The sequence below is a fragment of the Dactylosporangium sp. NPDC005555 genome, from assembly GCF_040605635.1.
GTDB lineage: Bacteria > Actinomycetota > Actinomycetes > Mycobacteriales > Micromonosporaceae > Dactylosporangium.
This window is the reverse complement of the sequence record NZ_JBEXDG010000021.1, coordinates 38,121-60,741: the sequence shown is the minus strand read 5'-3', so window position 1 is coordinate 60,741 and position 22,621 is coordinate 38,121. Positions and strand designations below refer to the sequence as shown.

Below are 22,621 nucleotides of genomic sequence, written 5' to 3'. Positions count from 1 at the left end.
ATGACAGGGTGGTGGCGGGGGACTACGGCCCGCATCTCAGGGCGGCTCGGGGTGCGGATGCGCTCCGCGCTCGCCGCCGCGGCCGTCGTCGCGATCGCCGCCCTGGTCAGCGGGGCGACCCTGGTGATCGCGGCGCGGCTCATCCTCACCGACAACATCGACCAGTCGACCGGGCAGCGGGCCGCGCAGGTCGCCGCCGCGCTCGGCGAGGCCGACGGCGCAGGCCTCACCGCCACGCTGCGCCCGTCGCCCCGCGACCGCACCGTCGTGCAGGTCGTCGACGGCACCGGCCGGGTCGTCGCCGCGTCCGCCGCCGTCGCCGGGGTCGCGCCGATCTCCCCGCTGCGACCCCAGGCCGGGCAGACCGTCCGCGAGCAGCGCAGCCTCGACATCGCCCACGACGAACACTTCCGCATCGTCGCCATCGGCGTCAGCACCCCCGACGGCCCGCGGACCGTCCTGGTGGGGCAGTCCCTCGACGAGGTCGCCGACGGCACCGAGGCGATCGTCGGCGCGCTCATCGTCGGGATGCCGCTGCTCACCGTGATCGTCGGCGCCGCCACCTTCCTGTTCGTCGGGCGGACCCTGCGCCCGGTCGACGCGATGCGCCGGCAGGCCGACACGATCACCGCCCGCAACCTGCACACCCGGCTGCCCGTCCCCGCCGCCACCGACGAGATCGCCGCCCTCGCCAACACCATGAACACCATGCTCGACCGGATCGAGTCGGCTACGGACGCGCAGCGCCGGTTCGTCGCCGACGCCAGCCACGAGCTGCGCAGCCCGCTGTCGACCATCCACGCCGGCCTGGACCTGCTCGCCGCGACCGACCTGCCGTCCTCCGCGGGCACGCACGTGACCCGCATGCGCCACGAGAGCACGCGGATGGCCAGGCTCATCGCCGACCTGCTGCTCCTGGCCAAGATGGACGAGTCCGGCCCGCAGCTGCGCCGCGAGGACGTCGACCTCGACGACATCGTCTACACCGAACGCGACCGTCTCAGCACCGGCCACCCGGACCTGAAGGTCGAGGCACGGGTCGCCCCCGTCCGCGTCCACGGCGACCCGCACCAACTCCAGCGCGTCCTGCGCAACCTCCTGGACAACGCCGCGCGGCACGCCCGCGACCACGTCACGATCAGCCTCACCGCAGCCGACGGCACCGCCGAACTCACCGTCACCGACGACGGCCCCGGCATCCCCGCCGCCGAACGGGAACGCGTCTTCGCCCGGTTCGTCCGCCTCGACGACGACCGCTCCCGCCAGGGCGGCGGCACCGGCCTGGGCCTGCCGATCGCCCGTGACGTCGTCATCGCCCACGGCGGCACCCTCACCGTCCACACCGCCCCGGACGGCGGCGCCCTGCTCCGCATCCGGCTTCCCATGGCAGCCGACTGACGCCGGCACCGGGCGTTCCAGCGGACGGAGACACTGGCCTATGAGGTGCCGGCCCTCGGTCTGACCAGGTGCCGCGTCGTGCGGATTCGCCGGCTGCTGCTGTCCGTTCCAGGGGAGAGACACGGGGTCGCCGCTGTGCCCGGTCGAGCGGCGGGGCACAGCGGCGACCGGCGGCGAGCGCGACCGATACCTGACCGCCGGACCGGGTCGGTTCACCGCAGGCGGGTCAGAGCGCGCCGGCGAGGACCCGGGTGCGGGGGAGGCTGCCGTGCCGGCGGGCGGCCGTGGCGTACAGGGCGTCGGCCGACTCCAGGACGGTCTGCCAGCGCACCCGCGGCGGCACGGCACGGTTGTGCCGGGCCACGGCGGCGAGCCGGTCCGGTGCGCCCAGCAGCGCGGCGGCCGCGTCCCGCAGGTCGTCGTCGGAGTGCACCAGCCAGCCCTCGACCCCGTGCAGGATGAAGTCGGCGACGCCGCTGCCGGCGCGGGCGATGACCGGCAGGCCGGCGCTGCGCGCCTCGAGGGCGGCGATGCCGAACGACTCCCGGGGCGCGGGCGCCAGGTACACGTCGGAGGTGGCGAGCAGCGTCCGGATCGTGGCGCGGTCCAGGGCACCGGTGAGCCGGATGCCGGTCCCGGTCCCGGCCGCCGCGAGCTCCCGGCGCAGGGCGGGCAGCAGCGGGCCGTCGCCGACCAGCACCGCGCGGAAGCGCCCGGGGTCGGCGGCGTGCAGGTCCAGCAGCGCGTGCAGGAGCTCGCGCGGCCGTTTGCGGCGGACCATCCGCATGACGCTGATGAAGGTCGGGACGTCTGCGGTACCGCGCTGTGCGGGTGTCAGCCAGTCGGCCGGTTCGATGCCGTTGGGCAGCACCGCCACGGGCGCGCCGTCGAGGGCGTCACGCACCGCCGTGGCGGCCGCGGTGCTGACCGCCGCCCACACGACGGGCCAGTCCGCGGCGGCGTGCCAGCGGGCGTACCGGCGCACCAGCGGGACGATGTCGTGCCACATCGAATGCACGGACACCACCGTCGGCAGCCCCTCGGCGGCGGCCACCCGCGCCGTCGTCCAGCCCAGCGGCGAGAACGCGGACACGTGCACATGGACCGCCTCGACCTGCTGGGCGGCCAGCACGTCGCGCAGGGCACGGTCCCGCAGGACGCGGTACGGGCCGATGCCGACCTCCCGGCCGAGCCGCAGCACCGGCGGATCACCGCTGTCATCCGGCCGGACCGGCCCCGCCGTGGTGGTCAGCACCAGCGGGTCGTGGCCGGCCGCCCGCTGCCGGGTGGCCAGATCCCGCACCTGGAGCTCGATGCCGCCGAGCCGCGGCAGGTAGACGTCGGTGACGTGGGCGATGCGCATGACTGGTGGCCTCCGGCTCAGAACGACGACCGCGGGCGGCTCGTCTGCCTCCTCCGCAGGGCGCCACCAGGTCGGGGTCCTCAAGGTCGCAGACCACAGCTGAACGCACGCTGAACCGGACCGCGGCACCGGCCGGCCGGGGAGCCGGCGTCTACCGCAGCGAGATCGGGCTCCGGTCCGCTGACGCGCCGAGCGGTGGGAGGTCGTAGAGGTCCTGGATGGTCCGCAGCATCGTGTAGTGGTCGATGCGTTCGGTACGGTCGCCGGGGGTGACGCCGGCGCCGAGCAGGACGGTCGGGATGTGGTTGTCGTCGGTCCTGTTGTCCTCGTCGAACGTGAGCAGCAGCAGGCTGTTGTGGCTCTCGGCCCACGTGATGTAGCCGCCGAGGGTGCGCTCCAGCCAGCCGTCGGCCTCGTTCTTGGGGCAGTCGTGCATGTCGTAGCACAGGCCGGGGATGACGAACGACACCGTCGGCAGCTTGCTGTAGTCGCTCGGGAAGTCCCGCAGCGACCGGTTGCCGGCCGCGGAGACGTTGTCGAAGTTGACCCAGGGGTTGTGCCGCCGCACGTACTGCCGGTCGGCGCAGCCCGTCCAGCCGGTCGACGGCAGGTCCTCGGAGTAGCCGGCGAAGGTGTGTCCGGCGTCGATCAGCTGGCGGCCGAGGTTGGGCGTGCCGGTGAACGTGTGCCCGCAGCGGTTGTCGACGACGCCCTGGGTGGAGCCGGAGAACAGGGCGAGGTAGTTCGGCTGGCTGGGGTGGGTCTCGCCGTAGGCGTTGGTGAAGTTGGCGCCGCGCTTGGCGAGGGAGCTGATGTACGGGGTCTTGCGGTGACCGATGACGGCGTCGTACCGCTTGTTCTCCATGATCACGACCACGATGTGGTCCGGGGTGGTCGGCGCGGCGTCGGCCCGGATCGCGCCCACGCCCAGCAGCGCGAGGGAGCCGGCGGTCAGTGCCAGGATCGTATTGCTTCGCATACCTACAGCTTGTAGGAGTAAATGCGGATGTACCGGTGTAGAACGGAAATGTCACCGATCGGACGATGGACGGTCGCCGGGCGTGCCGGCCCGCCGCCTGGCGAGCCGCCGTGCGGCCACCACGACCGTCGCGAGCGACGCGGCCACGACGAACACGACGACGCCGGCGTGCCCCAGGTAGGTCTGCACCCGTTGCCAGGACGCACCGGCGAAGTAGCCGGCCACGACCACCGTGGTGGCCCACAACGCCCCGCCGGCGGTGTTGTACAGCAGAAACCGGCGGTACGGCATCCGGGTCATGCCGGCCAGCGCCGGGATCAGTGCCCGCATCAGCCCGACCCAGCGTCCGGCGAACACCGCCCACCCGCCCCGGCGGCTCATGTACGCCTCGGCGCGGTCCCACCGGTCCGCACCCACGAACCGGCCGGCCCGGCTGTCGCGGATGGCGGTCCCGCCGTACCGGCCGATCTCGTAGCCGACCGAATCGCCCACGACCGCCGCGACGACCGACGCGGCCACCATCACCGGCAGGCTGACCCGCCCCGCCGCGGCGAGCACTCCACCGAGCAGCAGCGCGGTCTCCCCGGGCAGCACCAGCCCGACGAACGCCGCGGACTCCCCGAACGCCAACGCCGTCACCACCACGTACACGGCCCAGACCGGCATCGCCGACATCATGAGCACCAGGTGTGCCATCGTCATCACGCTCCTGCCCGCAGCATCGCAAGCGGACCCTGAAGGCGGCCTGAACGACGGCGGCGGTCATCGGGCGTGCAGGTCCTCCAGGCCCCTCACCGGCCTTGCAGAAGCTGCCGGAGCGCCGCAGAGCCGCGTTGACACTCAAGGCTAATGACGCTAGCTTTTAGCTAACTCAGTTAGCAAAGCCGTGGAGGGCATCGTGACCGAGTACCTGAGCATCGACGGCAACACCCTCGCCTACGACGTGACCGGAGCGGGCCCCCTCGTCGTCCTCGCGCACGGCATGGGTGACAGCCGGCACTCCTACCGCTTCATCGCCCCGGCCTTGGTCGCGGCCGGCTACCGGGTCGCCAACGTCGACATCCGCGGCTGTGGTGACTCCAGCCTCGGCTGGAACGGCTACAGCCGCACCGACATCGCCGGTGATCTGGTTGCCGTGGTGCGCCATCTGGGTGGTCCGGCCGTGATCATCGGCCAGTCGATCAGCGGTGGCGCCGCGACTATCGCGGCCGCCACCGCGCCTGATCTGATCACAGGAGTCATCGAGTTGGCGCCGTTCACCCGCAAGCAGTCGGTCCCCCTGGGCGGGCTGCTCCGGGTGAAGCGCTACCGGGCCGGTTCCACCCAGCTGGGCATGACCATGATCCTGGGAAGCCTGTCGGCCTGGAAGAAATACCTCGACCTGGCCTACCCGGCCAAGCCCGCCGACTGGGCAGCGGAACTGGGCCGGATCGAGGCCAAGATGAGCGAACCCGGCCGGATGAAGGCTCTGCAGGCCATGTGCAAGAGCGCGCCAACCGACGCCGGCGCCGAGCTGCCCAACGTCACCTGCCCCGTCCTGATCATCGAAGGCAGCCTCGACCCCGACTGGGCCGACCCGCGCGCCGAGGGCGAGAAGATCGTCGCCGACCTGCCCGCCGGCCTCGGCGAGTTGGCGGTCATCGAGGGTGCCGGCCACTACCCGCACGCCCAGACTCCCGACCAGGTCCTCGCACTGACCCTGCCGTTCCTGGCGAAGACGCTGACCAATGCCTAGGGCCGGGCTCGGCCCGGCCTCGGTCACCGAGGCCGCGGCCGCGCTGGTCGACGAGATCGGATTCGACAACCTCAGCATGGGCCTGCTGGCCGAACGGCTCGGCGTCAAGACCCCTTCGCTCTACAAGCACGTCGCCAGCCAGGCCGAACTCGCCCACCGGATCGCCGTCCTGGCCATGACCGAACTCGCGGATGCCATTCGCGATGCCACCCAGGGGCGAGCCGGCAGCGACGCCCTCGCCGCCGGCGCGCACGCCATGCGGAGGTACGTGCTGGAACACCCCGGCAGGTATGCGGCAGGCAACGCCGCCCGCCCCACCGGGCCCGATGACCCGCTGGTTCCGGCCGTCGGTCGGGTCCTTGCCTCCTGGACGGCCATGCTGCACGGCTACCGACTGAACCCTGATCAGGAGATCCACGCACTGCGGATGCTGCGCAGCATCCTGCACGGATTCGCGACCCTGGAAGCGATCGGCAGTTTCCAGATCAACGCCGACATCGATGACAGCTTCACCTGGATGATCGGCTTCATCGACCAGGGCCTCAAAGCAAAACTGCCGAACCTGGCCCACGCCTAAGTGGCGGCCCGGAAGCGGGCCCCACGCCACCGGCGAGCGCCCCCGGTCGCGCATTGACGACCCAGCGGACACGAGGCCGAACATCCAGTCAGGCCTACCCCCAGGAGCGGCCTGGGCCGCCTCGTGCCTGATCAGCTGGTGGGCGGGCTTCGGCGTCGGCCAAGGACGGCGGCGAGGGGGATGGCGGCGGCCAGTCCGCTGAGCAGCACGGCGGCGAGGGCGCCGAGAATGGATGGTTCGTCGTCGAACGCGAGGCCAACGGCGGCCAGTGCAGGGCCGGCGTTGCGTACGCTGGCGACGCCGCCCAGAGTGGTTCGGCGTACCCAGGTACCTGTGCTCAGCAGTGTTCCCACCGCGAACGCGGTGGCCGAGAAGAGAAACCCGGCGAGCAGGGTGCGGGTGCCGAGCAGGGCGATGACGTCGTGCCAGTTGCCCAGCAGCATGCCTGCCAGGACGAGCAGGAACGTCACGTTGGAGACCTTGACCGCGGCGGGGTGCCACGCCAGTGCGGTATCCGGTGCGTAGTGGCGCAGCAGCAGCCCGATGGCGAACGGCACGAGTTGCAGGATCGCCACGGTGCGCACCAAGACGCCGACGTCGAGGGTGATCGCGCCGCCGACGTTCGCTGCGGTGAGCAGGGCGTTGGCGGTGATACCAAAGGTGATGCTGCCGATGGCGGCGAGCAAGACCTGCATCGCTGCGCCGGTGACGACGTCGCCGTGCTGGACCATGCCCAGTTTCGCGCCGAAGGGTCCGCCTGGTGAGGATGCGGCGAGCAGCATCGCGATGAACGGCGCGGAAGTGAGGCCGAGCATCGCGGCCAGGCCCCAGCCCAGCAGCGGGATCACGGCCAGGTTGGCCACCAGGGCCAGGAGCAGCAGGGGCAGGTTGGTGACGGCGGTCCGCAGCGCCGACAGGGTCGATCCGAGGCCGGCGGCGAACATGGTGGCCGCGATGAAGATGACGGTGACCGCGTTGAACAGCAGATGCAGCGTGCCCATCGGCCCTTCCCCCTCCCGGTCGCCGTGGTTCAGCCGGTCAGGTTGCCGAGCCACCGCAGCGCGCTGAGGCTGGGCATGAAGCAGTACTCGCCGCCGCGGGTGACGACGAATCTGGGCATGGCCTGCAGGCGCCGTCGGACCGGCCGGTGGGGGATCGTGTAGTGGCCCGGGCCGTCGTTGGAGCCGACGATCGGGTCCCGGGCGTCGCCGCCGCCGAAGAAGACCCCGTCGTTCATCCACTGTGACTGGACGAACTCGAACTGGCGCCCGAGGTGGGCACCGACGAACGCGAACATCAGGCCCCGGTCGGCGCCGTCGTCGTCCAGGACGCCGTCGGGTAGCGGCGGGCCGTAGGCGGTGCCGCGTCTGATCATCCGGTGCAGGCGTGGCGCGCCGGCCACGGCGGCGTCGCGGGGGTTGGCCCGGCGGATGTGGCAGCCGCCGGGTGTGGCGAATCCGGCCGGATCGTCGCGCTGGAAGAGAAACACGTTGTTGCGGGCACGGTCCGCGCCCAGGGGCGGGTCGTCGTGCAGCGGGCTCAGCGCCAGCGGGGCGCCGCTGCGCCACCTGCCCATGATCTTGGCGGCGATCAGCTCCTCGTCGTCGGGGCCGGTGGAGGTGTCCTGCAGGTAGCGGCGGAACGCCGCGACCCGCTGGTGCAGTTTGCGGAACACCACGTAGCTGCCGTTGCGGCCGAGCACCTCCGGTTGGGGGGACTGGATGCCGCCGAGCTCGTCGGGGTAGCCGAGCACGAACTCGCCGGCTTTCAGCGGTTCCTCCAGCGGGTTGGATCCGGGTATGCCGCTGCCTTCGACCGCCGGGTGGCTGATGCCGTCGCGGTAGCCGAACGGCTCGGTCTCGGTGGGCAACGCGGAGCAGTCCTGCCGCCAGATCGCGGTCACCCCGGGCAGCCGCTCGTATGCCGGGCGGGCCCGGTCGATCGCCGCGTCCAGCCGCGGTGCGTCGGGTGCGAGCGCGACGAGGACCACGTGGACGTCGGGTGTTCCCAGTGGCGGCTCCCAGTGCTGCGGGCCGCTGTCGCCGTTGTCGCCCAGTTGCGTCGCCCGGGCTGCCATACCTTGGCGGAACTCCCAGGCGAAGGTGTCGAGCGATTCCTGCGGCACGCCGAGCGCGCGCAGTCCGTGCTGGGTGACCGCGACGCTGACCCATGCCTCATCCAGCGGGCTTACGGTGTCCGCAGCCGACGTCACCACCGCGCTCGCCCGGCGCATCAGCTCCCGTCCGTCCTTGCGGTCATCGACACGGAACGCGATGTAGGTCGCCGCGTACGGCGACGGGCGAGGGCTGAGCACCCCGCGCTGGATGTCGTGCAGGTCCATGGCCGCTTCCATGCCCGCTCGCGGCTATCTCGGCGTGACGATGTTGCGCCAGAAGTTGCGCAGGCTCTCGTCGCCGCCGAACAGCGAGCTGAAGATCGTCGAGTCGGCCATGAGCACGTCACCGGCCCGGGTTCCGGTCGGGGGCAGCCACAGGAACATGTTGAACTCGGTGTTGCCGGCCTCGGTGAACGGATGTGGCCGGGAGCGGTCGATCGGCTGCCTGCCCAACACGTGTACGGCGTTCGGGTCGGCGGTGGTCACGGCGTAGTGCGGCAGGTGCATGTGGAAGTTGAAGCTGGTCACCCCGGTCAGCCAGCCCTTGGTGTCCAGGTCGCGGCTGATGGACAGGGGCGCGATCCGGTTCGGCTCGACCACTGCCGGGCGCAGCCCGTAGCGGTTCTCGACGGGGATGTCGAGCCCTTCCATCAGTGACCGGGTGTAGCGGCCGAACCGCTGCTGGCGGGGCACGAGGGCGTCGCCGTGGTGGTGGTACTCCAAATCGCGTACGGCCAGGTCGTCGCCCGCCCCGACGTCGTGGTGCGGGCCAAGCACCAGGCAGGTGCCCTCCCGCTCGGTCCACTTCCGCAACGCCTCGACCTCCTCCGGCGCGGCGTCCTGTCCGGTGACCATGTGATCGAGGCCGAACACGAACAGGGTGTCGGTGTCGGCCAGCACCCGCTCGTCGAGCGGGGTCTGGAACCCGGCCTGGTCGATGCGCTGGTACACCGGTACCGGATGTCCGGTGGTTTCCGTCACGAAATCCTGGAACGGCACCCAGGCCCAGAAGAACAGCTCGAGCGAGCCGGCGATCCCCTGCTGGAACCGCCCCGGGTCAGACCACTGCGGGTCCTCGTATGCCGACCAGGTCACCCGCCGGACCTCGGTCATGGTGGAGAACCGGTTGTCGAGCTCCGCCGGGTTGCGCCCAGCCTCCGCCGGGTAGACACGACCGTCCAGGAGATCGCCAACGGTGCGGTATACCCCGCGTCACCGTCTGCAACCACCTCAAGCGGGGCGCTCCTCGCGCAGCGCCGTCACCGGACGGTCTTCGCGGTGGCGACGTCGCTGTACTCGATTGCGATCATCTCGCTCGTGGTGGTTCCTTCTATATCGTGCCGATCAGCTGAGAATCCTGGTCTTGCCGCGTTCGAACTCGGACTCGTTGATCACGCCACGCTGCCGTAGCTCGGCGAGTTTCGTCAGCTCCTCGGCGATTCCCCCGCCGCCGGCTGCATCTCTGACGTACGCCCGGAACTGCGCTTCTCGGTCCTGCAGATCGCCGGCCTTGCGCACGAACATCCGGTCGCCCCGCGCGATCAGATAAATGAGCACGCCCGCGAACGGCAGCACGACAACGACGATCGTCCAGCCCGCCTTTGCCAGCCCGCTGAGGTCATGACTGCGGAACACGTCGACGAGTACGGTGACGACCAGGAAGATCCACAGGAACCAGACGAAGTACCACACCATGGTCAGGAACACATCGAACAGCGGATACGAAGACATCTGTCCTCCTCATCCGTGCATGCTGTCCGTGCGGGCAGCTGTGCCACCTGTAACGGTCACCAGGTCGCTGTCGAGCCGCCTCGCCCACGGGGAGTGACGGTCGCGGCTCGGCCCGTCTCGGTGCCTCACCCGGGCAGGATGACGGCGCTCGGCCGAGATCATTTTCGGCCTGTACTCCTGTGGCAGCGCACGCATCTGGCTGCTCGTGCTCGGCGCCGCCTCGATCGGGCATGTCTCCGTGACCTTTGATTGTGCGGCGGGCCGGTAAGCAGTTCACGGTACCGGCCCGCCGCCCTTGCTCGTTGTCACTTTGCGTCGGCTTTGCGGGTCCGCTCGGTCGGATGGGACCGGGCGGCCGTGGGCTTTGCCTCCGCCTCGCCGGTCGGTTCCAGGGCCTTCATGATCCTGGGCGCGATCGCGTCGGCGAGGGCGGGTGCGATCGCGTCGGCGAGGATGCCGGCGATCGCTTCGGCGAGCAGCAGCCGTTCCAGCATGGATGCGCCGGGGGCGGTACGGGCCATGATGGAGCGGAGGGTGTCGAACAGGCCCGCCGGCGACGAGGGACGGCCCCGTCCAGCGGACTTCGTGGACTGCCCGGCGTCGCTGCTGTTGAGGATCTCCGAGATGAGCTCGTCGATCAACGCCTCGACCTGCTGATGCTGTCCTGGGTCGTTGGATGCTGACGATTCAGCCGCCACGGCAGATGGCTCCTTCAGTTGCACGGATGGCGCGACCCGCCCTCAAGGACATGTGGGCCGGAGGGCGGATCGCGTTCGGATGTCGGGTCGCGCGGGGCTGACCGGCGACCGGCCGGCTACCGGCGGGACAGCATGGCCGCGAGCAGCAGCGGGTGTTCGACGAGGTTCTCGCCCCGCCGCTTGCGGCGGCCGGCAAGCATGGCGAGCAGCAGCGGGTGTTCGATACCGCCCTCGCTGTCGTCGTCGCGGCCACGGCGGGCCAGCGCGGCGAGCAGCAGCGGATGTTCGAAGATGCCACCCTCGGCGTCGTCGTCGCGGCGGCGCCGGGCGAGCATGGCGAGCAGCAGCGGGTGTTCGATGCCGCCTTCGCTTTCGTCGTCGCGGCGGCGCCGGGCGAGCATCGCGAGCAGCAGCGGGTGTTCGATGCCGCCCTCGCTTTCGTCGTCACGGCGGCGCTGGGCCAGCGCGGCGAGCAGCAGCGGGTGTTCGATGATGCTGTCGCCACGGTCCTCGCGGCGCGCCATCAACGCGGCGAGAAGCAACGGATGCAGCGGACCTTCTTCGCCTTCCCGCTCGCTGGTCTCTGTCCGGCCACGTTGGGCGGTGGAACTGGTCATGGACACCCCTGTGTCGACGGGTCCGGCCACACACCGCGACACCTTCGACGGCGCATGACACCAGACGGTTGCACGTACCAGTCAAGGGTTCCCGGCCCGCCCGCCGGCCGCGTCACCCGCGCCGGATGGCAGCCTGACCGCAGCACGGCCGCTACCGGTCACGGATTCCGGTTCTGTCGCAGGCGGCGTCCAGACCGGACCGTCCGACATCAGTTAGAGCGTCGGCAGATTCGTCGTCACCGTCGCCCGCCCCGCCACGAGCCTTGCCGGTGCGGACTGCCCGTCCGGATGGTTCTGCTCCTACGGCAAGATCAACTTTGGTATCCGCGCGGCCGGCACCGGCGGACTGGGTGGGCTGGCGGGTGGGGTGGGTGAGCGGGCAGGATGGTCGCCGTGACCGCGACCGCCGCCTCGACCCGTCCGCAGGGTGCCGTCCTCGAGGCGGTGCTGGAGCGGCTGACCTACGTCAATGAGGACACCGGCTACACGGTCGCCCGGGTGGCGACCAGCCGTGGCGGCGATGAGCTGCTGACCGTGGTCGGGGCGCTGCTCGGCGCGCAGCCCGGGGAGAGTCTGCGGCTGGTCGGGCGGTGGTCGAGTCATCCGAAGTTCGGTCGGCAGTTCGAGGTCGAGTCCTACACCACCGTGCTGCCGGCCACGATCCAGGGCATCCAACGCTATCTCGGTTCCGGCCTCGTCAAAGGTATCGGGCCGGTGTTCGCCGAACGGATCGTCGGCCACTTCGGTCTGGACACGCTGCGGGTCATCGAGGAAGAACCGGGCCGGTTGATCGAGGTCCCCGGCCTGGGTCCGAAACGCACCGCGAAGATCACCGCTGCCTGGGAGGAACAGAAGGCGATCAAGGAGGTGATGGTCTTCCTGCAGGGTGTCGGGGTGTCGACGTCCCTCGCAGTGCGGATCTTCAAGCAGTACACCGACGCATCGATCTCGGTGGTGAAGAACGAGCCGTACCGGCTCGCAGCGGACGTTTGGGGCATCGGGTTCAAGACCGCCGATACGATCGCGCAAGCGGTCGGCATCCCGCACGACAGCCCGGAACGGGTCAAAGCCGGCCTGCAGTACACGCTGTCCGAGGCCACCGACTCCGGGCACTGCTACCTACCCCAGGCGAACCTGATCACCGACGCGGCAAAGATCCTCGACGTCCCTGCCGCGCTCGTCGGCACCTGCCTGGACACCCTCGCCGCCGACGAGGGCGTGGTTCGCGAACAGCTGCCTGGACCGGACGGGCCGGTGACCGCCGTGTACCTGGTGCCGTTCCACCGGGCCGAGACAGCCCTGGCCGGAGCCCTCAACCGGTTGCTGCGGGAGCGGGCCGACCGGATGCCGCACTTCGCCGACGTCGACTGGCCCAAGGCATTGACCTGGCTGCACACCCGCACCGGCGCCACCCTCGCACCGGAGCAGGAACAGGCGGTGCGCCTCGCGCTGACGTCGAAGGTCGCCGTGCTCACCGGCGGCCCCGGCTGCGGCAAGAGCTTCACCGTCCGCTCCATCGTCACCCTCGCCGCCGCGAAGAAGGCAAAAGTCACCCTGGTCGCGCCGACCGGCCGGGCCGCGAAACGCCTCGCCGAGCTCACCGGCCACCCGGCCGGGACGGTGCACCGGCTGCTGCAGCTACGCCCCGGCGGCGACGCCACCTTCGACCGGGACAACCCCCTCGACGTCGACCTCCTCGTCGTCGACGAAGCCTCCATGCTCGACCTGATCCTCGCGAACAAGCTCATCAAGGCCGTCCCGCCCGGCGCGCACGTCCTCCTGGTCGGGGACGTCGACCAGCTGCCGTCCGTCGGCGCCGGGGAGGTCCTCCGCGACGTCCTCGCCGCCGACAACGTGCCACAGGTCCGGCTCACGCAGGTGTTCCGGCAGGCCGCCAAGTCCGGGGTCGTGGTCAACGCGCACCGCATCAACGCCGGCAGGCCACCGCAGCTGCAGGGGATGACCGACTTCTTCCTGTTCGCGTGTGAGGACACCGACGAGGCCGCCGCGCTGACCGTCGACGTGGCGTACACCCGCATCCCGGCGAAGTTCGGTCTCGACCCGCGCCGCGACATCCAGGTCCTCGCCCCGATGCACCGCGGCCCCGCCGGCGCCGGCGCGTTGAACGGCCTGCTGCAGCAGCGGCTCACCCCCGCGCGGGACGGCCTGCCGGAACGACGATCCGGCGGCCGGGTGTTCCGCATCGGGGACAAGATCACCCAGATCCGCAACAACTACGACAAAGGGCAGGCCGGGGTGTTCAACGGCACCCTCGGCGTCATCACCGCCCTCTCCACCACCGAGCAGACCCTGACCGTGCGCACAGACGAGGACGAGTCCATCGACTACGACTTCGACGAACTCGACGAACTCGCCCACGCCTACGCCATGACCATCCACCGCTCCCAGGGCTCCGAATACCCGGCCGTGGTCATCCCCCTGACGACCAGCGCGTGGATGATGCTGCAACGCAACCTGCTCTACACCGCCGTCACCCGCGCCAAGCAGCTCGTCGTCCTCGTCGGCTCCCCTCGTGCCCTCGCCGCTGCGGTACGGACCGTCGGGGCAGGTCGGCGGCATACCGCGCTCACCCACCGACTCACCACGTAACCCAGCTGATCGGCTGTTCCGTTGGCAAGCCGACCAGACAATCCACCTGTGCGCGTCGACCATTCCGTTAGGGTCCGAAGGATGGTGGGCATTCCGCACGTCGAGGATTATGGCGTCCGGTTCGCCGGCGCCGACCTGTTCGAGCCTGACGTGGTGCATAAGGGTTTGCTAAGAGCTGTCGTAAGCGCCGTCTAAGAACCTGGGGTGCCAGGTGCACGGCAGGTTCTTGACAGCATTCACCCAGGTTCGCTCCGGACGCTGTGAATCACGAAAGCGCAGGCAGAGGGCCTGCGCCGGGGGGTAACAGGAGCGATGAGCATGTCGACGAAGCACATCAAGCGGATCGGTCTGGCAGCGGCGGGCCTGACGGCGACCGGCATCATGATCTTCGGGGCCGCGTCGTTGGCCAGCGCCGAGACCGCCTCCCCGTCACCGGGCGCCTCGTCCAGCACCGCCGCGGGCTCGGGCAACGGCGCCAAGGGCGGCTCGTCCGACACCGCCGTGACCGGCGACGAGCTCGCGAAGGTGACGGCCGCGATGAGGGCGAAGGACTCGACGGTCACGGTGACCAGTGTCCGCAAGGATCCTGACGGCTCCTACGACGTGCTGGGCACGAAGGACGGCGCCAGCGTCATGTACGACGTCAGCGCCGACCTGAAGACCTTCACCCTCAACGCCGGACGCGGCGGGCACGGCGGGGGCGGCAAGGGGGGTCACGGCGGGGGTGGCTCGAACGACACCGCTGTCACCGGCGACGAGGCGGCGAAGGTGACCGCCGCGATGAAGGCCAAGAACTCCACGGTCACGGTGACCAGTGTCCGCAAGGATCCCGATGGCTCCTACGACGTGCTGGGCACGAAGGACGGTGCCAACGTCATGTACGACGTCAGCGCCGACCTTGCCACCTTCACGCAGAATACCCACGCGGGCAGGTAGAGCTTCCCGGCTGCTGCGGGCGCCCGCAGCAGCCTCCGGGTTTTCAGCATCGTCCGGGTGTCCGGTTGGTCACGACCTCCGGGTACGGGCCGGTCGCGGCCGTCAGGAGCGGCTGCGGCTCGGCGCGCAGCGTGAGGCCGAGGAACGCGGCGAGGTAGGCGCCGGTGATCGCGAGAGCGCTTCGGCCGTCGACAGGACCGAGGGCGAGTAGCGCTCGCAGCGGCGCGGCGAGGTAGAGGACGCCGAGATCACTGAAGTTGAAGTGCCGCGCCCCGCGGATCTGGTAGCACCACGCCGGTGCGGTGTCGGCGTCCAGGAGTGCCCGGGCTGTGTCCAGGTCGGTCCCGGGGGTCGGGCACGTGCCGGTGACGCAGGAGTCCTCACTGCCGAGGAGCATCATCGGTTTGCTCAGCCCGGTGCGGACGACCTCGCCGTACTGGGTGCCGTCCACGTCGGCGGCGCCCGCGCACCGGTCGTCGGTGCGGCAGGCCTCCAGTGCCGCGGCACCGCCGAACGAGTGGCCCACGTAGGCGATCGTCGTGGCGTCGACGTGGCCGGCGAAGGGCCCGCCGGCATCGAGCGCCGCGGCGCGGGCGGCCGCGAACCGGGCGTCGGCGGCGAGGACGCCCACCAGACGGTCGCCGTCGGCCTGTGCCTGCCCGGTGTGCAGGTCGGCGGCGTCGAAACCGGCGGGGTTGCCGCGTTCGGAGGCGTGCACCGGCTGTCCATGTAGGACGGTCAGGTTGGCGGTGTAGGTGGGTGTCACGCCGGCGATCAGGAAGCCGTGGCTGGCCAGGTCCTCGGCGAGGGTGCTGTACTGCGGTGCGGAGAAGCCGAGCCCAGGTTCGAGGACGACGACCGGGAACCGGCCGGCCGCGACCGGAGCGCCGTCGAACGCGTGGCCGTGGACGTGGTCGAAGCCGGTCTCCGCGAGGCCGGGCAGGCCGCCGGGATGCAGCTGCGACCAGGCGCCCGGAGCGTACGGCGCGGGCCCGGCGCCGGGTGCCGGTGCGGCCGGGTACCAGAGCCAGACCGACAGGGTGCGCGGTGCGCCGGGGGTGGGTGCGAGTGGGTCGGTGCGGTCCTGGTCCGTCCACTCGAGGATCGTCCGGCCGACCGGGTGCGGACCCGCCGGCGCCGGCAACGTCAGATCCTGGCCGCTGCGGATCGCGGCGTAGCCGACGTAGGCGCCGGTTCCCGCCACGACGCCGAGCACGAGCGCGACGAAGATCCTCAACGAACGACGCATGTCCCGCATGGTACATATCCCGTAGTACGCAGTGTGTACTAGCTGACAGCGGGCCTGCCCACGTTCAGCGTGCCTTCAGCCGGCCGCGCCTACGGTGCCGGTCATGCGAACCATCGGCATGCTCGTGGCGGTCACCGTCGTGGCCGGTCTGGCACTGTCCGGCTGCGGCCGCACCAGTGCACCGGACCAGGGAGGCGCCGGGGACATCCCGGACAACCAGGCGTTCGTCGAGTACCGGCCGCCGGGCGACCGGTACTCGATCAAGGTGCCTGAGGGGTGGTCCCGCGCGGAGTCCGGCGGCACCAGCACGTTCACCGACAAACTCAACACGATCACCGTCAGCCTCGGCACCCGCGCCACGGCACCCGACGCCGCGGCCGGCCAGGCCGATCTGACCGCGCTGCGCGGGACCACCACCGGGTTCACCCCGGGCAAGGTCTCCGAGGTGCAGCGCACCGCCGGTCCGGTGCTGCTCGTCACATACCGCGCCGACGCCGCACCCGACCCGGTCACCGGCAAGGTCGTCAACGACGACGTCGAACGGTACTCGTTCTGGCACACACCGGCGGACCTGCTGACCGTCACGCTCGCCGGGCCGCACGGCGCGGACAACGTCGATCCGTGGCGGACGGTCACCGACTCGGTCCGGTGGCTGCCGTGACCACGCCCGCGATCCGCGCCGAACGGCTCTTCCGGTTCTTCCACAGCGGCGACGAGGAGGTCCTCGCGCTGCGCGGTGTCTCACTGCAGCTGGACGCGGGGGAGCGGGTCGCGCTGACCGGGCCGTCCGGGTCCGGCAAGTCGACCCTGCTGGCCTGCGTCGCCGGCCTGGACGAGCCCGACGGCGGCACCGTGTGGGTCTCCGGGCGGCGCATCACCCGCCGCCCGGAGGCGGCACGGGCCCGGCTGCGGGCCCGGCACATCGGCGTGCTGTACCAGTCCGGAAACCTCCTGGAACACCTCACCGTCGCGCAGAACATCCGCTTCGCCCGGCGGCTCGCCCGGCACCGACGCGGCACCGACGACGTGACCGCCCGGCTGGCCGCGGTCGGGCTGGACGGGCGCGGCGACGCGCTGCCCGGCGAGCTGTCCGGCGGCCAGGTGGCCAGGGCGGCCCTCGCCGTGGCCCTGGCGAACGACCCGGCGGTCCTGGTCGCCGACGAGCCGACCGGCGAGCTCGACGAGGTCACCGAACGCGCGGTCCTGGGACTGCTCGCCGCTCGCGCCGCCGCGGGGACCGCCGTCCTGGTCGCCAGCCACAGCCGCGCCGTCGCCCGCGCCGCCGACCGGGTCATCGACCTGCGCGACGGGCGCATCACCGGCATGGAGGACGACTGACATGACAGACAGCCCCGACGCCTTCACCGGCCTGCACCTCGTGCGCAGCTTCGGACCGGCGACCGCGGTCCGCGACGTGACCTGTGCCGTGCCCGCCGGTGCCCGGATCGCGGTCACCGGCCCGTCCGGGTCCGGCAAGTCCACGCTGCTGCACCTCGTCGCCGGCATCGACGAGCCGAGCAGCGGGACCGCCCGCTGGCCGGCGCTGGACGGGCACCCCCGCGACCGGCCCGGCCGGATCGGCGTCGTCCTGCAACGCCCGGCGCTGGTGCCCACCCTGGACGCCGGGGAGAACGTGGCGCTGCCGCTGCTGCTCGCCGGGCACACCACCCGCGCGGCCCGGCAGGCCGCCACGGAGGCCCTGGACCTGCTCGGGCTCGCCGACCTCACCGGGCGCCTGCCGCACGAGCTGTCCGGCGGCCAGGCCCAACGCGTCGCGGTCGCCCGCGCGGTCGCCGCCGGACCGGACCTCATCGTCGCCGACGAGCCGACCGCGGCCCTCGACTCCGCCGCGGCCGCGCACCTCGTCGACGTCCTGCTCGCCGCCGCCGCCCGGATCGGCGCCGCGCTCGTCGTCGCCACCCACGACCCGGCCGTCGCCGACCGGATCGGCACCCGCTGGCAGATGGTGGACGGCGTCGTGCAGGCACCGGCGGAGGCGGCATGCTGACCTGGATCGCCGGACTGCTGCGCCGCCGCGCCGTGCGGCTGCTCGGCACCGCCGCCGGCATCGCCACCGCCGTCGCCCTGCTCGCGACCATCGGCGCGTTCCTCGGCAGCGCGCAGGCATCAATGACCCACCGGGCCGTCGCCCCGGTCGACGTCGACTGGCAGGTGCACCTGGACGCCGGCGCCGACCCGGCCGCGGCGCTCGCCACGACCCGCGCCGAGCCCGGCGTCACCACGGCACTGCCGGTCCGCTACGCCGGCGCGCCGGCACTGTCCAACCGGGACGGTGGCACCGTCAGCACCACCGGCGCAGCCGTCGTCCTCGGCCTGCCGCCCGGATACCGGGACACGTTTCCCCGGCAGGTGCGCGTCCTGGCCGGTAGCGGTGACGGCGCCGTGCTCGCCCAGCAGACCGCGGCGAACCTGCGTGCCGTCCCCGGCACCGTGCTCACCGTCGAGCGGCCCGGCCTGCCCGCCGCCGAGGTGACCGTCACGGGGATCGTCGACCTGCCGCACGCCGACACCCTCCTCGCGACCGGCGGCGCGACCGGCGGTGTGGTCACCGCACCGCCGGACAACGTGCTGCTGCTGCCGGACGCCGTGTTCGCGCAGCTGTTCGACCCGCTGCGGGCCACCCGGCCTGACCTGGTGAGCGGGCAGCTGCACGTACGGACCGCCAGGAACCTGCCGGCCGACCCGCAGCGGGCGTACACGGCCGCCACCGGCGCCGCCCGGCACCTCGACGCGACCCTCGCCGGCGCCGGCCACACCACCGACAACCTCGGCGCGGCACTCGACGCGGCCCGCTCCGACGCCGCCTACGCCACCGTGCTGTTCCTGTTCCTGGCCACCCCCGGCGTGGTCGTCGCCGGGCTGCTGACCGCCACCCTCGTCGCGGTCGCCGCGCCGCGCCGGCAGCGGGAGCAGGCGCTGCTGCGGACCCGCGGCGCCACCACCCGGCAGGTCCTGACGACCGCGGCGGCCGAGGCCGTCATCAGCGGCCTGGCCGGCGCGGCCCTCGGCGCCGGTACCGCCGCGACCCTCGGCACCGCCGTCTTCGGCGCCGCCGGTGGACCTGTCTGGTACCTGGCGGCCGGCGCCGCAGGGCTTCTCGTCGCGGCCGGCGCCGTGCTGCTCCCGGCGTGGCGGGCACTGCGGACCGGCAGCGTCACCGACGCCCGCGCCCGCGGCGAGGTGCCGACGGGCCGGCTGCCGCTCGCGCTCCGGCTGGGCCTCGACGTGCTGGCCCTCGCGTGCGCCGCCCTGATCCTGAGGGTCACCACCGCCCACGGCTACCAGGTCGTCCTGGCGCCGGAGGGCGCGCCGCGGATCTCGGTCGACTACTGGGCGTTCGCCGGTCCCGCGCTGCTGTGGCTCGGCGGGGCGCTGCTGGCGTGGCGTCTCGTCGCGGCCGTGCTGCGGTACGGGCGGCCGGCGCTCACCGCGCTGGTGCGGCCCGTCGCCGGTCCGCTGTCCGGGACGGTCGCCGCGACCCTCCACCGCCGCCGGCACCCGATCGCGACCGCCGCGACTCTCATCGCCTGCGCGGTCGCGTTCGCGGTCTCCACGTCGGTGTTCACCGCCACCTACCGGCAGCAGGCCGAGGTCGACGCCCGCCTCACCAACGGCGCCGACGTCACCGTCACCGCCGCGCCCGGCACCGCACCCGGCGGCCTCACCGCCGCGATCGGCGCGACGCCCGGCGTCCGGCACGTCGAGACGATGCAGCACCGGTACGCGTACGTCGGCGCCGACCTGCAGGACCTGTACGCCGTCCACCCGGGCACGGTGACCACCGGCGCGCACCTCGCCGACGCCTGGTTCACCGGCGGCACCGCGGCCGACCTCATGCACCGCCTCGACCGTCAGCCCGACGGCGTCCTGGTGTCCGCGGAGACCGTGGTGGACTTCCAGCTGCAACCGGGAGACCGGCTGACGTTGCGCGTCACCGACCCGCGGACCGGCACCCAGGTCCCGGTCACGTTCCACTTCCTCGGCGTCGTCAACGAGTTCCCGACCGCACCCACCGACAGCTTCCTGGTCGCGAACCAGGACTACGTGACGGCGCAGGCCGGTGCCGGCGCCGACACGCACCTCGTCGACACCACCGGCAGCGACCCGGCGGCCGTCGCCGCCGCCCTGCGCGACCGGGTCGGCACCGGACCGTCGATCACCGACATCACCGCCGGTCGTGCCCTGGTGGGCTCCAGCCTCACCGGTGTCGACCTCGCCGGGCTCACCCGCATCGAGCTCGGGTTCGCCCTGGCGCTCGCGGTCGCCGCCGCGGGGCTGGTCCTCGCCGTCGACCTGACCGAGCGGCGGCGCACGTTCACCATCCTCGGCGTCCTGCGGGCCAGGCCGCGGCACCTGGCCGGGTTCGTCGCCGCGGAGGCGGCCGTCGTCACGGTCCCGGCGCTGCTGCTCGGCGCCGCCCTCGGCGCAGGCCTGGCCCAGGTCCTCGTCACCACCCTCAGCGGTGTCTTCGACCCGCCGCCGGACTCGCCCGCCGTGCCGTGGACGTATCTCGTCGGTGTCGTGGCCGCGATCGCCGGTGCGGTGACCGTGACCGTGACCGTCCTGGTCCTGCGGACCCGCCGTCCCGACCTGACCCTGGTCCGCAGCGAGTGACCATCTCCTACAGATTGTAGGTATACCATCTGGTGGTGATTTGTCCAATTTCCGGGGTCACCGGCAGAACGGAGTCCGCTCATGCCTCACCCGCGCCTGCCCTTCGAAACGCCGCAGACAGGTGCCCCCTCGGCAGCCGGCCCGGCTGACGCGTCGGCCGGCCAACTCCGCGACTTCATCGCGAAGGTACCGGCGATCACCCTCGGATTCTGGGTCGTCAAAATTCTCGCCACCACCCTCGGCGAGACCGGTGGCGATTCGCTGTCCATGTCGATGGGACTGGGCTACCTGACCAGCAGCCTGATCTTCGCGCTCGCCTTCGCGGCCTCGGTGATCCTGCAGATCCGGGCGGCACGATTCAACCAGTGGATCTACTGGTTCACGATCGCCGCGACAACGACACTGGGCACCACGATCGCCGACTACGTCGACCGGGACCTGGGCATCGGCTACCCCGGCGGCGCCACGATCCTGTTCATCTGCCTGCTCGCCTCCTTCGGCCTGTGGCACAGAGCGACCGGCACGATCGCGGTGACCAGCGTCCGGACACCGCGCACCGAAGGGTTCTACTGGCTGACCATCCTGTGCTCACAGACGCTGGGAACGGCACTGGGCGACTGGACCGCCGACACGGCCGGGCTCGGATACACCGGCGGCGCCCTGCTGTTCACCGCCCTGCTGGCGGCCATCGCCGCCGCGTACCGCTGGACACACCTACCGCACGCACTGCTGTTCTGGGCGGCGTTCGTCCTGACCCGGCCGCTGGGCGCCGTCGTCGGCGACTTCCTCGACAAACCACTCGCCAAGGGCGGCCTCGCCCTGGACCGCTACGCCGCCTCCGCCGTGCTGCTGGGTGTCATCATCGCGATCCTCACCTTCCGGCGTCAGCACCCCGCCGCCCGGCCCCACTGAGCTAACCGCCGGAGCACGGCAGCGGCACGTTGACCGTTGCTCAGCTGCCGGTCCGGCGTACGTCGATGAGGACGGCAGCGGTGAACGCTGCGGCGACGGCGACGCCGGTGAGGACCACCGTGATCGCCGGGGGAGCGCCGAGAGCCAGCAGCGCCAGGCCGATGCCGAGAGCGGAGACAACGGCGGCGGCGACCTTCCAGTCGTCGCCGATGACGAAGTCGTACAGGAACCGCAAGACGCCACGCACGACGGTCATGCCGCGGGCTCCTTCGCTACAGGGCCCGTCACGTGTGCCGGGCGGATCCGGGGGAGGACCAGGACGAGGAGCCGGGACAGAGCGAGCCACCCGGCGAGGATGACCAGCAGCGTCCAGTCGCCACCCGGCCAGGCCAGGCTCGTCCCGCCGTGCAGCGCCCCGAGCCCTTCGACCGCCCAGAACGTGCCGTACGTGGCCAGCAGCAGCCCGACGGCGTACTTCAGCGTGTTCTCCGGGACCACGGACAGCGGTTTCGCGGCGACCGCGCCGGCGGCGGCGACCACGATCCCGGCGGTGACCGCGGCAGCGGCGGCGACGGGCACGTTCCCGGCGTTGAGCCCGAACGTGATGACGATGAAGACGACCTCGACACCCTCCAGGAACACGCCCTTGAACGACACGACGAACCCGAACCAGTCCAACCCGAACCGGCGGTCGCGGCCGGCGGTCCGCGCGGCGGCGGTCTCCCGCCCGAACGCGGCATCCTCGTCGTGCAGCGCTTTGAGACCGGCGCTGCGCAGGATCGCCTTGCGCAGCCACTGCAGACCGAAGATGAGCAGCAGCACCCCGACGACGAGCTGCAGCACGGACCGGGGCAGCCAGGTCGCCAGGGCGTAGCCGACCACCACGGTGAACCCGGCCAGGGCGATCAGCGCGGCGGCGGCGCCGATCAGTGCGGAGCGCCAGCCGCGGGTCAGACCCATGGCCAGCACGATCGTGAGGGCCTCGACGAACTCGACGAACGCGGCGATGAACGTGGCCGTACCCAGACCCCAGACGGCATGCTGTGTCACTCGTGACCCCCTGCT

General features: G+C 71.8%; 22 protein-coding genes. 10 read left to right on the top strand and 12 right to left on the bottom strand.

The genetic code is table 11. The annotated features are described in order from the left end of the window. Positions 1–1,398, top strand: a complete 1,398-nt coding sequence (locus tag ABZS58_RS24065; RefSeq protein WP_354784963.1) for a HAMP domain-containing sensor histidine kinase — start codon at positions 1–3, stop codon at positions 1,396–1,398. 226 nt (positions 1,399–1,624) lie between these two features. On the opposite strand, the gene ABZS58_RS24060 is transcribed toward ABZS58_RS24065, so the two are convergent. From ABZS58_RS24060 to ABZS58_RS24050, 3 genes are all read right to left on the bottom strand, one after another. Then, positions 1,625–2,761, bottom strand: coding sequence for a glycosyltransferase (locus tag ABZS58_RS24060; RefSeq protein ID WP_354784961.1), 1,137 nt, complete (start codon positions 2,759–2,761; stop codon positions 1,625–1,627). Positions 2,762–2,912: 151 nt separating this feature from the next. Next, positions 2,913–3,740, bottom strand: a complete 828-nt coding sequence (locus ABZS58_RS24055) for an alkaline phosphatase family protein (protein WP_354784959.1) — start codon at positions 3,738–3,740, stop codon at positions 2,913–2,915. Between the two features lie 51 nt (positions 3,741–3,791). Then, positions 3,792–4,436 carry a DedA family protein gene (locus ABZS58_RS24050; protein ID WP_354784957.1) on the bottom strand — a complete coding sequence of 215 codons (645 nt, stop codon included), beginning with the start codon at positions 4,434–4,436 and terminating at the stop codon, positions 3,792–3,794. A 202-nt stretch (positions 4,437–4,638) separates the two neighbouring features. Here ABZS58_RS24050 and ABZS58_RS24045 point away from each other — a divergent pair, with 202 nt between their 5' ends. After that, positions 4,639–5,475, top strand: coding sequence for an alpha/beta hydrolase (locus ABZS58_RS24045; protein WP_354784955.1), 837 nt, complete (start codon positions 4,639–4,641; stop codon positions 5,473–5,475). Continuing rightward, positions 5,468–6,052, top strand: a complete 585-nt coding sequence (locus tag ABZS58_RS24040) for a TetR/AcrR family transcriptional regulator (RefSeq protein ID WP_354784953.1) — start codon at positions 5,468–5,470, stop codon at positions 6,050–6,052. The genes ABZS58_RS24045 and ABZS58_RS24040 overlap by 8 nt, the downstream gene beginning before the upstream one ends. Before the next feature lie 131 nt (positions 6,053–6,183). Here the strand turns inward: ABZS58_RS24040 and ABZS58_RS24035 are convergent, their stop codons facing one another. The 6 genes from ABZS58_RS24035 to ABZS58_RS24010 all read right to left on the bottom strand — a co-directional run bounded on the left by ABZS58_RS24035 (position 6,184) and on the right by ABZS58_RS24010 (position 11,244). Next, positions 6,184–7,053: a hypothetical protein gene (locus tag ABZS58_RS24035; protein ID WP_354784951.1), complete on the bottom strand. Its 870-nt coding sequence runs from the start codon at positions 7,051–7,053 to the stop codon at positions 6,184–6,186. Between the two features lie 29 nt (positions 7,054–7,082). Next, on the bottom strand, positions 7,083–8,393 hold the full coding sequence (locus ABZS58_RS24030) for a Dyp-type peroxidase (RefSeq protein ID WP_354784949.1): 1,311 nt from the start codon (positions 8,391–8,393) through the stop codon (positions 7,083–7,085). 24 nt (positions 8,394–8,417) lie between these two features. Beyond that, positions 8,418–9,281 (bottom strand): hypothetical protein, encoded by an 864-nt coding sequence (locus ABZS58_RS24025; protein WP_354784947.1) that lies wholly within the window; start codon positions 9,279–9,281, stop codon positions 8,418–8,420. Between the two features lie 231 nt (positions 9,282–9,512). After that, the gene (locus ABZS58_RS24020; protein WP_354784945.1) at positions 9,513–9,875 is read right to left on the bottom strand and encodes an SHOCT domain-containing protein; all 363 of its coding nucleotides are present in this window, start codon (positions 9,873–9,875) and stop codon (positions 9,513–9,515) included. 329 nt (positions 9,876–10,204) lie between these two features. Continuing rightward, positions 10,205–10,597 carry a hypothetical protein gene (locus tag ABZS58_RS24015; protein WP_354784943.1) on the bottom strand — a complete coding sequence of 131 codons (393 nt, stop codon included), beginning with the start codon at positions 10,595–10,597 and terminating at the stop codon, positions 10,205–10,207. A 116-nt stretch (positions 10,598–10,713) separates the two neighbouring features. Next, positions 10,714–11,244, bottom strand: coding sequence for a hypothetical protein (locus ABZS58_RS24010; RefSeq protein WP_354784941.1), 531 nt, complete (start codon positions 11,242–11,244; stop codon positions 10,714–10,716). 354 nt (positions 11,245–11,598) lie between these two features. On the opposite strand from ABZS58_RS24010, the gene ABZS58_RS24005 reads away from it, so the two are divergent. Both ABZS58_RS24005 and ABZS58_RS24000 read left to right on the top strand, forming a co-directional pair. Next, positions 11,599–13,824 carry an ATP-dependent RecD-like DNA helicase gene (locus ABZS58_RS24005; RefSeq protein ID WP_354784939.1) on the top strand — a complete coding sequence of 742 codons (2,226 nt, stop codon included), beginning with the start codon at positions 11,599–11,601 and terminating at the stop codon, positions 13,822–13,824. 318 nt (positions 13,825–14,142) lie between these two features. Then, a complete protein-coding gene (locus tag ABZS58_RS24000; protein ID WP_354784937.1) occupies positions 14,143–14,760 on the top strand; it encodes a hypothetical protein in 618 nt (205 codons plus the stop codon). A 43-nt stretch (positions 14,761–14,803) separates the two neighbouring features. On the opposite strand, the gene ABZS58_RS23995 is transcribed toward ABZS58_RS24000, so the two are convergent. Then, the gene (locus tag ABZS58_RS23995; protein ID WP_354784935.1) at positions 14,804–16,009 is read right to left on the bottom strand and encodes a hypothetical protein; all 1,206 of its coding nucleotides are present in this window, start codon (positions 16,007–16,009) and stop codon (positions 14,804–14,806) included. Between the two features lie 103 nt (positions 16,010–16,112). Here ABZS58_RS23995 and ABZS58_RS23990 point away from each other — a divergent pair, with 103 nt between their 5' ends. From ABZS58_RS23990 to ABZS58_RS23970, 5 genes are all read left to right on the top strand, one after another. Continuing rightward, complete coding sequence (locus ABZS58_RS23990) at positions 16,113–16,670, top strand: hypothetical protein (protein WP_354784933.1); 558 nt, start codon at positions 16,113–16,115, stop codon at positions 16,668–16,670. Then, positions 16,667–17,347 (top strand): ATP-binding cassette domain-containing protein, encoded by a 681-nt coding sequence (locus ABZS58_RS23985; RefSeq protein ID WP_354784931.1) that lies wholly within the window; start codon positions 16,667–16,669, stop codon positions 17,345–17,347. The genes ABZS58_RS23990 and ABZS58_RS23985 overlap by 4 nt, the downstream gene beginning before the upstream one ends. Before the next feature lies 1 nt (position 17,348). After that, the gene (locus ABZS58_RS23980; RefSeq protein ID WP_354784929.1) at positions 17,349–18,017 is read left to right on the top strand and encodes an ATP-binding cassette domain-containing protein; all 669 of its coding nucleotides are present in this window, start codon (positions 17,349–17,351) and stop codon (positions 18,015–18,017) included. Next, complete coding sequence (locus ABZS58_RS23975; RefSeq protein WP_354784927.1) at positions 18,011–20,644, top strand: FtsX-like permease family protein; 2,634 nt, start codon at positions 18,011–18,013, stop codon at positions 20,642–20,644. Before ABZS58_RS23980 ends, ABZS58_RS23975 begins: the two co-directional genes overlap by 7 nt. Positions 20,645–20,725: 81 nt before the next feature. Next, on the top strand, positions 20,726–21,556 hold the full coding sequence (locus ABZS58_RS23970) for a hypothetical protein (protein ID WP_354784925.1): 831 nt from the start codon (positions 20,726–20,728) through the stop codon (positions 21,554–21,556). Positions 21,557–21,596: 40 nt separating this feature from the next. Here ABZS58_RS23970 and ABZS58_RS23965 read toward each other — a convergent pair whose 3' ends face one another. Together ABZS58_RS23965 and ABZS58_RS23960 are read right to left on the bottom strand one after the other, a co-directional pair. Beyond that, positions 21,597–21,812 carry a hypothetical protein gene (locus ABZS58_RS23965; RefSeq protein ID WP_354784923.1) on the bottom strand — a complete coding sequence of 72 codons (216 nt, stop codon included), beginning with the start codon at positions 21,810–21,812 and terminating at the stop codon, positions 21,597–21,599. Continuing rightward, a complete protein-coding gene (locus ABZS58_RS23960) occupies positions 21,809–22,606 on the bottom strand; it encodes a hypothetical protein (RefSeq protein WP_354784921.1) in 798 nt (265 codons plus the stop codon). The genes ABZS58_RS23965 and ABZS58_RS23960 overlap by 4 nt, the downstream gene beginning before the upstream one ends. Between the last annotated feature and the right edge of the window lie 15 nt (positions 22,607–22,621).

Coding starts and splice junctions, on each gene's coding strand:
- ABZS58_RS24065 (WP_354784963.1), top strand. CDS start 1: ATGACAGGGTGGTGGCGGGGGACTACGGCCCGCATCTCAGGGCGGCTC.
- ABZS58_RS24060 (WP_354784961.1), bottom strand. CDS start 2,761: ATGCGCATCGCCCACGTCACCGACGTCTACCTGCCGCGGCTCGGCGGC.
- ABZS58_RS24055 (WP_354784959.1), bottom strand. CDS start 3,740: ATGCGAAGCAATACGATCCTGGCACTGACCGCCGGCTCCCTCGCGCTG.
- ABZS58_RS24050 (WP_354784957.1), bottom strand. CDS start 4,436: ATGGCACACCTGGTGCTCATGATGTCGGCGATGCCGGTCTGGGCCGTG.
- ABZS58_RS24040 (WP_354784953.1), top strand. CDS start 5,468: ATGCCTAGGGCCGGGCTCGGCCCGGCCTCGGTCACCGAGGCCGCGGCC.
- ABZS58_RS24035 (WP_354784951.1), bottom strand. CDS start 7,053: ATGGGCACGCTGCATCTGCTGTTCAACGCGGTCACCGTCATCTTCATC.
- ABZS58_RS24030 (WP_354784949.1), bottom strand. CDS start 8,393: ATGGACCTGCACGACATCCAGCGCGGGGTGCTCAGCCCTCGCCCGTCG.
- ABZS58_RS24025 (WP_354784947.1), bottom strand. CDS start 9,281: ATGACCGAGGTCCGGCGGGTGACCTGGTCGGCATACGAGGACCCGCAG.
- ABZS58_RS24005 (WP_354784939.1), top strand. CDS start 11,599: ATGGTCGCCGTGACCGCGACCGCCGCCTCGACCCGTCCGCAGGGTGCC.
- ABZS58_RS24000 (WP_354784937.1), top strand. CDS start 14,143: ATGTCGACGAAGCACATCAAGCGGATCGGTCTGGCAGCGGCGGGCCTG.
- ABZS58_RS23995 (WP_354784935.1), bottom strand. CDS start 16,009: ATGCGTCGTTCGTTGAGGATCTTCGTCGCGCTCGTGCTCGGCGTCGTG.
- ABZS58_RS23990 (WP_354784933.1), top strand. CDS start 16,113: ATGCGAACCATCGGCATGCTCGTGGCGGTCACCGTCGTGGCCGGTCTG.
- ABZS58_RS23980 (WP_354784929.1), top strand. CDS start 17,349: ATGACAGACAGCCCCGACGCCTTCACCGGCCTGCACCTCGTGCGCAGC.
- ABZS58_RS23975 (WP_354784927.1), top strand. CDS start 18,011: ATGCTGACCTGGATCGCCGGACTGCTGCGCCGCCGCGCCGTGCGGCTG.
- ABZS58_RS23970 (WP_354784925.1), top strand. CDS start 20,726: ATGCCTCACCCGCGCCTGCCCTTCGAAACGCCGCAGACAGGTGCCCCC.
- ABZS58_RS23965 (WP_354784923.1), bottom strand. CDS start 21,812: ATGACCGTCGTGCGTGGCGTCTTGCGGTTCCTGTACGACTTCGTCATC.